This window comes from Nostocoides sp. F2B08 (assembly GCF_009184895.1).
Taxonomy (GTDB): Bacteria; Actinomycetota; Actinomycetes; order Actinomycetales; family Dermatophilaceae; genus F2B08.
Window position 1 is genome coordinate 201,077 of record NZ_WESE01000007.1, and the last position, 12,896, is coordinate 213,972.

Annotated in this window: 16 protein-coding genes; 11 read left to right on the forward strand and 5 right to left on the reverse strand. The window is 68.8% G+C overall.

Annotation, left to right across the window (positions count from 1 at the left end; translation table 11 throughout):
• Window positions 1-3 precede the first annotated feature (3 nt).
• Together GA707_RS15730 and GA707_RS15735 are read left to right on the forward strand one after the other, a co-directional pair.
• Window positions 4-1,695, forward strand: a complete 1,692-nt coding sequence (locus GA707_RS15730) for a sensor histidine kinase (protein ID WP_152179384.1) — start codon at window positions 4-6, stop codon at window positions 1,693-1,695.
• A complete protein-coding gene (locus GA707_RS15735) occupies window positions 1,692-2,342 on the forward strand; it encodes a response regulator transcription factor (protein ID WP_152179385.1) in 651 nt (216 codons plus the stop codon). The genes GA707_RS15730 and GA707_RS15735 overlap by 4 nt, the downstream gene beginning before the upstream one ends.
• Window positions 2,343-2,460: 118 nt before the next feature.
• Here GA707_RS15735 and GA707_RS15740 read toward each other — a convergent pair whose 3' ends face one another.
• Window positions 2,461-3,651 carry a glycosyltransferase gene (locus GA707_RS15740; protein ID WP_152179386.1) on the reverse strand — a complete coding sequence of 397 codons (1,191 nt, stop codon included), beginning with the start codon at window positions 3,649-3,651 and terminating at the stop codon, window positions 2,461-2,463.
• 114 nt (window positions 3,652-3,765) lie between these two features.
• Here GA707_RS15740 and GA707_RS15745 point away from each other — a divergent pair, with 114 nt between their 5' ends.
• A complete protein-coding gene (locus GA707_RS15745) occupies window positions 3,766-3,987 on the forward strand; it encodes an antitoxin (RefSeq protein WP_152179387.1) in 222 nt (73 codons plus the stop codon).
• Window positions 3,978-4,388: a PIN domain nuclease gene (locus GA707_RS15750; protein ID WP_152179388.1), complete on the forward strand. Its 411-nt coding sequence runs from the start codon at window positions 3,978-3,980 to the stop codon at window positions 4,386-4,388. The genes GA707_RS15745 and GA707_RS15750 overlap by 10 nt, the downstream gene beginning before the upstream one ends.
• A 93-nt stretch (window positions 4,389-4,481) precedes the next feature.
• On the opposite strand, the gene GA707_RS15755 is transcribed toward GA707_RS15750, so the two are convergent.
• Together GA707_RS15755 and GA707_RS15760 are read right to left on the reverse strand one after the other, a co-directional pair.
• The gene (locus GA707_RS15755) at window positions 4,482-4,844 is read right to left on the reverse strand and encodes a bleomycin resistance protein (protein WP_152179389.1); all 363 of its coding nucleotides are present in this window, start codon (window positions 4,842-4,844) and stop codon (window positions 4,482-4,484) included.
• A 141-nt stretch (window positions 4,845-4,985) separates the two neighbouring features.
• Window positions 4,986-5,270: a hypothetical protein gene (locus GA707_RS15760; protein ID WP_152179390.1), complete on the reverse strand. Its 285-nt coding sequence runs from the start codon at window positions 5,268-5,270 to the stop codon at window positions 4,986-4,988.
• A 270-nt stretch (window positions 5,271-5,540) separates the two neighbouring features.
• Between GA707_RS15760 and GA707_RS15765 the strand changes: the two genes are divergently transcribed.
• Complete coding sequence (locus GA707_RS15765) at window positions 5,541-5,933, forward strand: SCP2 sterol-binding domain-containing protein (RefSeq protein ID WP_152179391.1); 393 nt, start codon at window positions 5,541-5,543, stop codon at window positions 5,931-5,933.
• 80 nt (window positions 5,934-6,013) lie between these two features.
• Window positions 6,014-6,637, forward strand: coding sequence for a cyclopropane-fatty-acyl-phospholipid synthase family protein (locus tag GA707_RS15770; RefSeq protein ID WP_152179392.1), 624 nt, complete (start codon window positions 6,014-6,016; stop codon window positions 6,635-6,637).
• Window positions 6,638-6,818: 181 nt separating this feature from the next.
• On the opposite strand, the gene GA707_RS15775 is transcribed toward GA707_RS15770, so the two are convergent.
• Window positions 6,819-7,481: a hypothetical protein gene (locus GA707_RS15775; protein WP_226963852.1), complete on the reverse strand. Its 663-nt coding sequence runs from the start codon at window positions 7,479-7,481 to the stop codon at window positions 6,819-6,821.
• Window positions 7,478-7,834: a hypothetical protein gene (locus GA707_RS15780; RefSeq protein WP_152179394.1), complete on the reverse strand. Its 357-nt coding sequence runs from the start codon at window positions 7,832-7,834 to the stop codon at window positions 7,478-7,480. The genes GA707_RS15775 and GA707_RS15780 overlap by 4 nt, the downstream gene beginning before the upstream one ends.
• A gap of 176 nt (window positions 7,835-8,010) precedes the next feature.
• Between GA707_RS15780 and GA707_RS15785 the strand changes: the two genes are divergently transcribed.
• From GA707_RS15785 to GA707_RS15810, 5 genes are all read left to right on the forward strand, one after another.
• Window positions 8,011-9,930: a sensor histidine kinase gene (locus tag GA707_RS15785; RefSeq protein WP_152179395.1), complete on the forward strand. Its 1,920-nt coding sequence runs from the start codon at window positions 8,011-8,013 to the stop codon at window positions 9,928-9,930.
• The gene (locus tag GA707_RS15790) at window positions 9,927-10,577 is read left to right on the forward strand and encodes a response regulator transcription factor (protein ID WP_226963853.1); all 651 of its coding nucleotides are present in this window, start codon (window positions 9,927-9,929) and stop codon (window positions 10,575-10,577) included. Before GA707_RS15785 ends, GA707_RS15790 begins: the two co-directional genes overlap by 4 nt.
• Before the next feature lie 150 nt (window positions 10,578-10,727).
• Window positions 10,728-11,237 carry a putative immunity protein gene (locus GA707_RS15795; protein WP_152179397.1) on the forward strand — a complete coding sequence of 170 codons (510 nt, stop codon included), beginning with the start codon at window positions 10,728-10,730 and terminating at the stop codon, window positions 11,235-11,237.
• Between the two features lie 460 nt (window positions 11,238-11,697).
• Window positions 11,698-11,988: a transposase gene (locus tag GA707_RS15805; RefSeq protein ID WP_152179398.1), complete on the forward strand. Its 291-nt coding sequence runs from the start codon at window positions 11,698-11,700 to the stop codon at window positions 11,986-11,988.
• A gap of 189 nt (window positions 11,989-12,177) precedes the next feature.
• Window positions 12,178-12,896: IS3 family transposase (locus GA707_RS15810; RefSeq protein ID WP_255425095.1), on the forward strand; the 719-nt coding region annotated here is incomplete at its 3' end.

The following is a 12,896-nucleotide window of genomic DNA, read 5'->3' on the forward strand; positions in this document are numbered from 1 at the left end:
CCCGTGAGCGGGAGCACTCCGGCGAGGGTGGGGCCATGGTCGGCGGCGGCGGCTACCATCGCCCTCTCCCTCGGCGCCGCGTGGGTTGCCGGGACCGGGTCCGGCGGGGCGGCGGGGCTGGACGGGGTCGGTCTGAAGCTTCTGGTGATGCCGCTGCTGTGGGCCATCCCCGGGGCGCTCATCGCAACCGTCGGCCCGCGGCTGCTCGGCTGGTCGATGATCGCGGTGGCGGCACTGTTCGCCCTCTCCGCCCTGGCAGGTGCGAGCCTGCAGGCCGGCGTCACCTCGGGTGCACCCTGGTGGATCTGGTATGCCGACCGGGCCTCGGCACTGATCGTGCCGCTGACGCTGGTGGTGCTGCTCTTGCTGCCGGACGGACGGCTGCCATCGCGGCGCTGGCGACCCTGGGCTACGGCTGCGGTCGGGCTCCAGGTTCTGGCCGTGGCCGCCTGGGCATCCCTGCAGGGTCCGGCGGCGGCCTCGGACTCCTCGCTGCCGGCCTGGACGGGTGAGCTCGCGAACCCGGTCGGACTCCTCCCCGGCGGTTGGGGCGAGCCCTTACAGAGCTGGGCCGAGGTCGCGATCCAGGTGCCGTTCCTGCTCGTGCCGGTCGCGGTATACGGGAAGCTGCGCGGCGCCCACGGAGATACCCGCCGGCGGGTGGTGAGCGTCCTACTCGCCGTCGTGACCTTCACGCTCCTCATCGTCGTAGGACGCTGGCTCTGGCCGGCCGGCGGCGATCTGCTCGACATCGTCGCAGGCGGGCTGCTGGCTCTGACCGTGACGGCGAGCGTGCTCCGCTTCCGCCTGGGCTGGGTGGACCGGGTCGTGGGCCGGCTGACCGTCTTCCTCGTGCTCGCCACGGTGCTCGCGCTCGGGTATGCCCTAGTCGTCTCCCTCGCGTCCACTGCTGGGTCGCAGCTCTCACCGGTCGCGGTCGGCCTCATCGCCGCCGCGGTCACCCTCGCCCTAGCCCCGGCCCGGGCCCGCCTCCAGGACGCGGTCGACTGGGCCCTCTACGGCGACTCGCGCGAGAGCGCCCGGGTGCGGCGCCTGACCGAAGAGCTGGCCTCCAGCCGGCACCAGCTCGTCACCGCCCGGGAGGAGGAGCGGGTGCTGCTGCGACGTCAGCTCCACGACGGCCTCGGGCCGACGCTTGCAGGAGTCGCGATGCAGCTGCGCGACCTGGACCAGATCGTCCAAGAGGATCCCGACCTGGCGCGGAGCAGACTGGACCGCCTGGCGCAGGCGACCCATCAGGCCCTGGACGAGGTGAGACAGATGAGCCGGCAGCTGCGCCCGCCGGCACTGGACGAGCTCGGGCTGGTCGGTGCCCTCGAAGAGGTCGCCGAGAGCCTGGGCCTCGACTGCGTGGTGGTCAGCGAGAACCTCGGCGTGCTCCCGCCTGGACCCGAGGCCGCCGCATACCGGATCGGGCGCGAAGCGTTAACCAACGTCGCCCGCCACTCCGGATGCACGTCGGCGCAGCTAACGATCGCCCGACACCGCGACGGCGTGCAGCTCGAGGTGCGTGACCATGGTGCCGGGCGCAGCGGCCCAACCGGAGTGGGGACGCTGTCCATGCGGGAGCGGGCACACGAGCTCGGCGGGTCGCTCTCGATCGAGGACACCGACGGCGGAGGGACCACCGTCCGCGCCTGGCTTCCCCTCCCCGCGCAGGGAGGGATCCGATGAGCCCAATCCGGGTCGTTCTCGTCGACGACCACCCCATGTTCCGAGAGGGCGTGCGCTTCACGCTCCACCGAGCCGACGACATCAAAGTGGTCGCCGAGGCCGCAGACGGAGCCGCCGCGATCGCCGCCGTCGCCGACACCGCTCCGGACGTCGTTCTCATGGATCTCGCGATGCCGGGGATCGGCGGCCTCGAAGCGATCACGAGGATCCTCCACGACCACCCGAGCGTCGCCGTCCTGGTACTGACCATGTCCGAACACGACACAGCCCTCTTCGCTGCGCTGCGGGCCGGTGCACGCGGATACCTCGTCAAAGGTGCACCCGGTCAGGAGATCGTCTCGGCGATCCGCTCGGTCGCCGCAGGTCACGTCCTGATCGGCGCGCCCGTCGCGGCCCGCACCCTCGAGGTTCTCACCGACCCCGGCCCGCCGGGGTCCGCGGACTTGGGCATCGACTACGGACTGACCGAGCGCGAGCATGAGGTGCTCGGACTCCTCGCCCGCGGCCTGACGAACCAACAGATCGCAGACCGACTCGTCATTTCACCAATAACCGCCCGAAATCACGTGAGCAACATCTTGACGAAACTCCAGCTACGCAGCCGCCGCGACGTCATCCGCCGTTTCGGACGCCACGAAAGATCCTGAGCACAGGCCCCACGTCTGCAGCGCGGGCATGGATCGGCCTGCGCTCCTGCGCGATACGTGAGTCACTTCGCCGGGTGCCGGGCTGGGTGCCGGCCGCGTGGGACTGCGACGGACCGGGTCAGTTGGGGGCGGCGGTGTCGGTGATGCGGCCGATTTGGTCGACGACATCGGCCGCCTCTGGTAGTGCCGCGATCTGCTCGGCGATCTCGCGGGAGCGGATGCTGAATGATGACTCCGCGAGCACTCGCGAGACAGCCGCTGCCATGGCCGGTGTCGCCTCGGGCCCGCCGTGGATGGTGACTCCGGCACCCATGGCCGAGACCGCCTCGGCGTTCAGGTACTGGTCGGTGCTGAACAGGGGTATAACGACTTGGGGTAGACCGGCCGAGAGCGCGGACATAGTCGTGCCGAACCCGCCGTGGCTGACAACGGCAGCGGCGAGCGGCATGAGATCGTCCTGGGGCCAGAACTGCTCGACACGGGCATTGCCGGGAACGTCGGCGAGGGCGACTTCTCCGCTGGCGCCTGTAGTCAACAGCACGCGCACGGGTAGGGCGGACAGTGCGTGCAATGTCGAAGTGAACACCTCCCGCAAGTGGTCCAGACCCCCCGCGACGGTTCCGAAGGTGACGTACACCAGTGGGGCCTCCGGGTTACCCCACGAACCCGGGAGGCGGCCCGGCCCTGTCTCACGCCGGGCCCGGAAGCGAACCACGTCACGCACCGCCGACGCGGCGCCGGTCGAGTGGCCAGCGGCTCGATCCATGGCTTCGGGAACCAGCGTGAACACCGGCGACGCTGCGGCCGCCTGCAACAGAGTCCCGTGGGTGAGCCCCGCCACCTCGTCCAGCTCCGCCAGAGGGTCAGTCAGGTGCACCAATCCCCACTCCATCAGGGCCGCCACCGCAATGGCCACCTCGATGTGGGCGATCCCAGCCGCTTCTGCGGCAGCCAGCGAGGCGAGCTCGGCCGGATCTCGCAGTACGACATCCGGACGCCACGCCCTCACCATTCTCTTGACGTCGGGGAACGCTGCCTGAGCGTCCAGCCGCCCGAACACCTCGGCCATCACGGTGCCGTTCGCCTCCTCTGTGCTCATCCGCGCCAGCGAGGCAAAGACAGCGTGCATAGCCTCGGGGGACGGTTCAGCAAAGGGAACATGCTCCAGGCCGGCCCGCTGCACCGCACCGGCAAACGAGGCGGGGGCGGCGACCCGCACCTCGTGCCCGGCAGCCCGGCAAGCTTGCGCGAGCACCCGGAGCGGCCCGAAATGGCCCTCGCCGGCGGTCGTCGAGCAGAGCACCCGCATCTCCGCAGTCTCCCACCGCCCGCGCCCAATAGGCAGCCCCCTTCCGCCGGGTATCGCTCGTCAAGCACACGGCCTGATCCCAGATGGTATCGTTTGATATCGGAGGTGGTTTCGATGGCCGATGTGCTAATCCGCGATATCCCGGAATCGGTGCTCGCGGCGGTGGATGCCCACGCGTCCCGGTTGGGGCTGTCGCGGGTGGAGTACATCCGGCGACGACTGGCCGCGGACGCGGCGACCTCGGGAGCCTCGGTCTCCGCCGCTGATCTGCGTTCCTTCGCCGACAAAGTCACGGACCTGGCCGATCCGCAGGTGATGAGCGCGGCGTGGCAGTAACCGAATGGCTGATCGACAAATCGGCCCTGGTGCGCCTGGCGGACAGCCCCGACACCGAGCTGTGGGCAGAGCGCATCGAGCGAGGCCTGGTCCGGATCACGACCGTGACGCGTCTCGAAGTTGGCTACTCCGCCCGCAGCGGCCACGACGCTCGCTCGATGTTTACCAGCCCACCCGTCTCGGCGATGCCGGTGGAGTACCTCACCCCGAGCATCGAGGACCGCGCCGTACAAGTGCAGCTGCTGCTAGCCGGACAGGGTCAACACCGCGCGCCCTCCATCCCCGACATCATCATCGCCACAACAGCCGAACTGGCCGGGCTGACCGTCCTACACATGGACAAAGACTTCGAGCTCATCGCCACCATCACCGGCCAGCCCACCGAGCGACTCCGGACATAGGGCACTGCGCCGGAAGCCGACCGCTGCTTAAGAAGGATTCGAACTCGCTGGGTTCTTCGCTACGGGCCGACCACATAGCGGGTGGTGGGTCGCCTAGGGGTTCTGGATCAGTCTCAGGAGGGTGCAGTCGGGGTCAACGAGTGCGCCGATGCGTAGGCCGGAGTCCTCGAGCACGGGCCGGTGTACGCGTGGCCAGCCCGTCGTCGATTCGGGTATGCCCGCCGCCAGACAGGTCTCGAAGAACCCGTCCACGTCGTCGAGGCGAAGGCAGCAGGAGAACGCGCTCGACTTGGGATCGAGCTCGGCGTGGGGGAAGAACTCAAGGGCGACATCGCCTCGGGCGAGGATCATCCACCCCGGGTCGCGGTAGGCCGTGGTGAAGCCCACCGCGGCGAAGAACGCCGCCGTCGTCTCGAAATCTCGCGACGGCAGGTTCGGCGTGGCCCTATCCACCATGACCCGAGGCTAGTGCTTGACCCCGGCGGTCCGCTCGGGCGAAACAGACCCGGCGTAGAGCTGGCGAAAGGCGCTGCACTCCGCCGGCTGTTGCATGACCATTGCCCTGCCAAGATCCGTACCTCGGGCGGTGGAGCCCCGTCACAACCGCTCTCTCGGAGCTCCGAGTTCCCACCAGTCCTGGAGTGGCTGGTCCTTGATCATCGCCGCTGCGACCTCCACGTGAAGGTGGTTGCAGAACTTCCACAGCTCCTTCGCCGCTCGCGAGTACTGGAAGAGGACACGATCGATCTCGAAGGCATCCATTTCACCGACACGGTAGCGATCGACAGCCTCCCCGACGCGAGCAACAAGCGCGCCCAGCTGCGCGGCGTGATAGTCCGCGACCACCGCACGCGCAGCTTGCCGCTCCGACTTGCTGGACACGGAAACGAGGCTACTCACGACCGGCCCACAAGGGTCGCCTTCCCGTAGCCACACTCGCTCGACTGCGAGACCATCGACCTGACCCACTTCGCCGGCTGCTGGGCGCCACTCGGAGGCCGTCCCGATACCAGTGGCACTACGTCGCGATACGGGTTGACCAGGTACGTCGGGGCTGGCGGGGTGGGGATCGGTCGAACCAAACCGATCGGGGGTCGCTCGGAGTCGCCTCCGCACCCCCTGCGTGAACAGTCAGGCCATAGGGTTCCGGATGTGGGACGCACCTACGCCGACGCCGAGCAGCTCCGAGCGGTCTTCTCCGAGATGTTCGACGACGTCGCCGACGCCGATGGGATGGACGGACTCGTCGCACAGCAGATGGTGATCAACTTCCGCTTGCACGATCCCTCCGTCGACATTTGGGTCGACGGCAGGACCCGGCCTGTCGCCACGACCTTCGAACCCATCGGTGTCGATGCGACGCTCACCGCCGAACTGAGCGCCGACTCGATGCACAACCTGCTGCTGGGCACGCTGCCGTTGGGCAAGGCGGTGCTCTTCCGCAAGCTGAAGGTATCGGGTTCCAGGTCAGGAGCACTCAGGCTCGAGCCACTCCTGCACGCTTGCCAGGCCGTCTACCCCGGGATCGTCGACAGGCGCCTGTGAGGTGCCCTTAGGGTGAAAGCGACCTCATCGGTTGGGGCCCCAGGCCCGGGCCCGGAGATCTCGAGGCTAAGGTCGAGCGCATGCACGAGCACAAGGGATTTGACACCGAGGCCGCGACCTGGGACGACGATCCCAGCCACGAGGAGCGGCAGGTGGCGGTGGCCCGGGCCATCGTGGAGGCACTGGACCTCAACCCCCGGATGAGCGCGCTGGACATCGGCGGCGGCACGGGTCGGTTGACCATCCTGCTTGCCCACCGGATCGGCTCGGCGGTCGTGACCGACCCGTCCGCCGGAATGGTGCAGGTCGCACGGCAGCGGATCGAGGAGGCCGGACTCGGCGACCGGCTGCGCGCTGTCCAAGCCGACCTAGCAACAGACCGGCTCAGTGGGTCCTACGACGTGGCGTGGAGCTCCATGGCTTTGCACCACGTGCAGGACCTGGATGAGCTGCTGCGGTCTGTCGCCGAGCTTCTCGTCGACGGTGGCCGGCTGGCCATCGCGGACCTTGACGAGGATCCCGACGGCGCCTTCCACGCCGACAAGGTCGACTTCGACGGACACCACGGATTCGACAGGGAACGCCTCACCGAGCAGCTGACCCGCGCCGGCTTCGCCAACGTCAGCTTCGTTGACGCCACGACCATCCTCAAGGACGACCGGGACTTCGGCGTCTTTCTGTGCACCGCCACCAAGGATGCATGAACCCCGGGGAGATCAGTGCGTCGGACGGCAGGCTCGAGCGGGGTATGGCATACCGGGTGCGTCATAGCGCCGGGTGACGCGCGCGGTGTTTCAGCACGCGCTCGGGGCACTCGTCGTGACCTGACCCTCCCATCGCGAGGGCGCAGCGCCCCTGACGCTGCGGCCGTGCCGGTGCCACCGATCATCCGTCCTTGAGCACCTCGCGGGCGACGACGGCCATACCGACAGCGGTCAGGCTCCAGGCGAAGAAGTCTAGCTGTGGGCTGCCGAAGACAACGAGGGCGACGAAGTGCAGTGGCTGGGAGACGGCGATGGCCCACGCGGCCCAGGCGGGGATGCGTCCTGAGCGCAGCAGCGCGAGGCCGAGCAGGACGGTGCCGATCACGTGTCCGAGGACGAAGACGCCGAGTGCGACGTCGATGACGGGGTGTCCCGCCTCGACTACTGCGACGGCCTGGTCGGCGGTAAGCCCGGCGGTGGTGGCTCCCCAGAGCAGGTGGTCCGCGCCGACGAACATCCCGAGGGAGAGGTAGCCGGGCACGGCCAGTGCGACTGCCCACGTGGTCAGTCTGGGCGCCCCGGCCCTGGCGATCCCGGCGGCTGCGATCAGACCTGGGACGAGGGTGAGGACGCCGATGTAGGCAAGCCACAACACAGCGCTCTGCTGTCCGGGCTGGGCCTGGACGGCGTCGACCATCCCGGGGGTGTCGCTGGCCTTGAAGTACGGCAGGACGAGCCGGAGCACCGCGATCGCGGCCGGGCCGACCGGCATCAGTAGGGCCACGCCCCAGGTGGTCAGGGGTATGCGTTCGGTGCGGGGTGGCGCGAGCGTCGCGGTCATCATGCCACCGCCGGCTGGCTGGCGCGGGCCGTGAGGAGCACGGCCGCTGCGGTGAGGACGACGATGGCGCCGGCAGCCGCCTGGGCGCCGCCCGGAGCGTCAACGAAGAAGGCCGGCAGTGCGGTGACCGCCGCCAACACGCGCAGCCCGATCAGGAGACGCAAGGATCTGGCGGGGTCGCGGTAGCCCTGGACCACCAGCGCGAGCGAGGCGGCACCGAGCAGAGCCGCCAGGGCGGCTACGGCATACGGGGGCGACTCTCCGTCGGTGAGGGCGAGGGTGGCGATGTCCCCGAACGAGAGAAGCGCGAAGATCGCCAACCCGAGGTTGCGAGTGGTCAGAGCGGAGTGATTCATGGCAGCGGTCCCTTCATGCGGTGGTTGTCGTCCACAACGATGCAGTCGCTCGGTTCCCGCAGAGGAGAGGAGAGTTCCCGACCTGCCCCGGACTTCCCCGGGTCGGTCGGGAAGACTTCCCGGGCCGGGGGCCGGTAGCCGGCGGTAGTCTCGGCCCAGGCCGCAGGAGGTGTCCAGTGCGTAGTAGGTTCATCGCCGGAACGCTCGGTTGCGTCACGGTCCTGGCCGCCGTGGGGGCGGTCGTCTGCGTCGTAGCGCTCGGCTGGACCTTCACAGTCGCCCTTGAGTCGTTCGTGATCAGCAACATCGTCATCGGCGTCAGCTTCGGGCTGTGCGGAGCGCTGATCGCGTGGCACCGGCCACGCTCTCCGCTCGGCTGGATGTATGCCGTGGGCGGCACCCTGCAGACTCTGAGCGCGCTGGCACTCCCGTTGGCGGAGGTGCTCGCCGAGCGCGGCGTCGCCGAGTGGAGCATCCGACTGTCCGTGACCGTGTTCCAGTGGGCATGGCCGATCAACATCACCATGATCCCCATCTCGCTCCTGCTCCTGCCCGACGGGCGCCTGCCCTCTCGGCGATGGCGACCGGTGGCCGTCGCCCTGGCCATGCTCACCCCGCTCTTCGTGCTCGGAAGCGGACTATGGCCGGAGCGACCGCCCGGCCTGCCGTCGGCCTACCTGACCGTGAGCGAGAGCACCTATACCTCGATGTCGTGGCTGTGGACCGCCAGTGAATACTGGTGGTCCCTCTCCGTAGTGATCGGGGTGGTGTGTCTTGGCCTGAGGTATCGACGCGGCGACGAGGTCGTTCGCCGTCAGCTCATGTGGCTGGTCGCCGCGATGGCGGTGATCGTCGTCGCGGTCATCCCGTGGTCCCTCGTCGCGGGCACGCCGTTGGCCGTGCTCTTCACGATCCCGCTCCTTCCCGCGGCCATCGCCGCAGGGGTGCTTCGCCACCAGCTCCTCGACATCCGGCTCGTCGTGGCACGAGGGCTGACCTATGCCCTGCTCTCAGGACTGGTGCTGGCCGCATACGTCGCTCTGGTCGCGGTGCTCTCGGGCGTGGTGTCCGCGTTGGTCGTGGCGCTCCTGGCGCTCCCGCTGCGATCGCGGCTCCAGACGGCGGTCGACCGGCTGCTCTACGGCGAGCGCGGCGACCCGCTTGAGGTGGCCACGCGTGTCGGCCGCTCTCTGAGCGCTGGCCTGCCGGAGACTCTGGAGGAGATCAGGAGGACGCTGCGCCTGCCCTATGTGGGCGTCGTCAGCGACGGTGTAGAGCTCGCGGCCGGGGGCGAGCTGACGGGGCCATCTGCCGAGCTGCCGCTGGCAGAAGGCACGCTGGTCGTCGGCCTGCGCAGCGGCGAGAGCCGTCTCGACCCGGCCGACCGTCGCGTGCTGGTGCTACTGTCCGGACCGCTGTCGACGGCGGTGCACGCGACCACGTTGCTCGAGCAGCTGCGCGTGTCTCGCGAACGGCTCGTCGTCGCCCGCGAGGAAGAGCGGCGTCGGCTCCGACGCGAGCTGCACGACGGTCTCGGACCGCTCTTGACCGGGGTGGCACTCTCGGCCGACACCGCCGCCAACCTCGCCGGCCCGGCAGCCAACCCTGCGCTCACGGCGCGGCTCTCAGCGGTACGCTCCGACACCCGCTCCGCGATCCAGGAGGTGCGCCGGATCGTCGACAACCTCGGCTCGCCTGCCCTGGACGAGCTGGGCCTCGTCGAGGCGCTACGCATCCGGGCCGACCAGCTCAAGCGGCGCTCCGATGGTGCGGCACTGCGCGCCGCTGTCGAGGCAGACCCGCTCCCTCCGCTGCCGCCCGCCGTCGAACAAGCCGCCTATCGGATCGCCACCGAGGCCCTCACCAACGTCATTAGACACTCCCGCGCATCCTCGGTCCTGGTACGCCTCCACGCCGACGACACCGGCCTGCACTGCGAGATCCTCGACGACGGCGTCGGCACATCGGTCTGGCGCCCCGGCGTCGGCATCGCCGGGATGCGCGAGCGGGTCGCCCAGCTCGGCGGCAGCTGCGCGGTTGGTCCCAGTGCCCGTGGTGGGGAGGTGAGGGTGTGCCTGCCGATGGCTCTGGTGTGATCCGAGTCCTCGTGGCCGACGACCATCCGGTCGTCCGCTCCGGCCTCGTCGGAGTCCTCACATCCCTGGGCGGGTTCGAGGTCGTCGCCGTGGCCGTCGACGGCCGCGAAGCGGTGCGCGAGGCCGTGCTGCACCGACCGGACGTGGTCCTGATGGACCTGAACATGCCGGAGACCGACGGATTCACCGCAATCCACCAACTGGCCCGAGCCGCACCGTCGGTGCGGGTCTGCGTACTCACCATGTACGACGATGACGACTCCCTCTTCGCCGCCGTCCGCGCCGGCGCACACGGCTACCTCCTCAAGGGCGCCGAGCAAGAAGAGATCGCCCGCGCCGTCCGCGCGATCGCAGCCGGCGAAGCCATCTTCGGTCCAGGCATAGCCGTCCGGGTACTCCACCAGCTGACCGCACCCACAGCCGCGCCAGCCCCGAACCCCTTCCCCGACCTGACCGGCCGCGAGCTCGAGATCCTCGACCTACTGGCCAGCGCGACACCCACTGTCGTCATCGCACAACGGCTCAACGTCACCCCCAAGACAATCAGCAACCACGTCTCCAACATCCTCACCAAGCTCCACGCCAACGACCGCACCCACGCCGCGATGCTCGCGCGCGACGCGGGACTAGGACAGACCGACACCTAACCCAGCGGCGGGCTTGGAAACGCCAGCCAGGTCACGCCCAGTAGGGATGGGCGACAGGTCCGGAAGCGACGATGTAGTTGAGTCACACCGCCGGGAGCCGACCGATCAAGCCGATGGGGGGTGGAGCATAAGGGCTGGCACGCTGGTTGTGTGATCCTTTCCGAACACCGCGACCCGCGGATGGTGACGATTCGTCGTGGGGGGCTGCTCACCGATGCCGAGCACCATCTGCTGGCACTGTGGGCCGCCGAGTGTGCGGAGCACGTGTTGCCTCTGTTCGAGGCCGAGCAGCCGATGGACACCCGTCCGCGCGACGCCATTTCTGCGGCACGCGCGTGGGCCGACGGCGAGATGAGGATGATGGAAGCACGAGCGGCGGGTGGTCACGCGATGGGTGCCGCTCGACCTCTGCGAGGAGCTTCCCGATTAGCTGCATACTCAGCCGGTCAGGCAGCCTGCGTGGCGCACGTGGCTGAGCACGACCTGGGTGCCGCCGCGTACGCCATCAAGGCGGCACAGGCCGCCGAACCGGACAACCCCGGCGCTGGTCGGCTGGAACGTGACTGGCAGCGCGCTCACCTCCCAGAACGAATCAGAGCTCTCGTTCTGGAGGATCAGACCCGCCGCAACCCGATCTGCTGGTACGCCTTCAAAGACTGACCGTGACCCAACTTGCCAGCTGCCCCCCTACCGCCGGCTGCTGGCCGGAGGCTGCGGTGGCCGTCAGTGCGACACTTGGGCATGAGCGCAGGCACACGGGGAGAGCCTGGACCGGTCGTGCTCGCCTATCCATTCTCTGGTCGCTGGCTGACGCGAAACAGCCCCGCCCGCCGGGTGCCCAGCCACGGAACACACCTGATGGGCACCACGTACGCCATCGACTTCATCCCCGTTAATGAACATGGGCGCTCGGCGCCGTGGAACTGGCGGGCGGCCGTGGCAACGGAGGCGCCAGAGACCTTCGTCGGCTTCGGTGCACCCATCCTGGCACCATGCAGAGGCGTGGTGGTGATCGCCCACGACGGCGAACCGGACCATCGGGCCAGACGCTCGCAACTGACCCTGCTGCCGTACATGAGGTTCCCCCCGAAGTGTGGAGGCATCGACAATGAGGATTGCGATGTCAAGGAAGAGAACGAAGTACGACCGGGAGTTCCGTGAAGGGGCTGTGCGGATCGTCGAGGAGACGAAGAAGCCGATCGCTCAGGTCGCCCGTGACCTCGGGATCAACGAGGGCACGTTGGGCAACTGGGTCCAACGCGCCCGCGCCGAGCGTGAGGGCCGCGGTGAGCTGTCCGAGGCCGACTTCGTTGAGCTGAAGGCGCTGCGGGCTGAGGTCGCTGAGCTGCGGATGGAGCGTGATGTGCTCAAGCGATCCGTGGTCCTGTGGGTGAAGGAGGCGACGAGGTGAGCGTGGCACGCTTCATCGCCGACCAGAGGACCAGCTACGCCGTGCCCGTCGCGTTCACGTGTGCCCTGCTGGGGATCTCGCTGTCGTGGTTCTACAAGTGGANAGCGGGCGCAGCGTCCCGGCGCCGACCATGGCCTGTTCACCACCCGCGACCTGCGCCGGGATGTCATCGACCGGGCCGTGAAGGTCATGTTCGTCAGGCAGCGTGGCCTGCACGGCTCGCCACGCCTGGTGACGGACCTGCGCGAGGACGGCTGGGTCGTCTCGGAGAAGACGGTCGCGGCCTCGATGCGCCGGCAGGGTCTGATCGCCCGGAAGATCAAGCGCCGCAACGGGTTGACCCGCCAGGACAAGACCAAGGCGCCGTTCCCTGACCTGGTCAACCGGGACTTCACCGCGGCCGCGCCGAACCAGCGGTGGGTCGGTGACATCACCGAGATCCCCACCGCCGGCGGCAAGCTGTACCTGGCCACCGTGATCGACCTGTTCAGCCGTCGCCTGATCGGCGCGGCGACCTCCCGCCACCCCAACGCCGAGCTCGCCAAGGCCGCGATCACGATGGCCGTCACGGTCCGTGGCGGCAAGGCCGCGATCTGGCGGGAGGAGGAGTCCGAGAAGGTCATCTTCCACACGGACAGGGGCTCGACCTACACCGCGGAACTGTTCACCAAGGCCTGCACGATCCTCGGGATCCGCCAGTCCATGGGCAGGGTCGGCTCGTGCTTCGACAACAGCGCCGCGCAGGCGTTCTTCTCCACCCTGGAGTGGGAAGTCCTCTCCCGCAACGAGTTCGAGACCACGACCGCCGCCGCGACCGCGGTCATGGACTGGTGCTTCAACTTCTACAACACCACCCGCCGGCACAGCTCCGCTGCGATGATGTCACCCATCGCCTACGAGACCGCGGC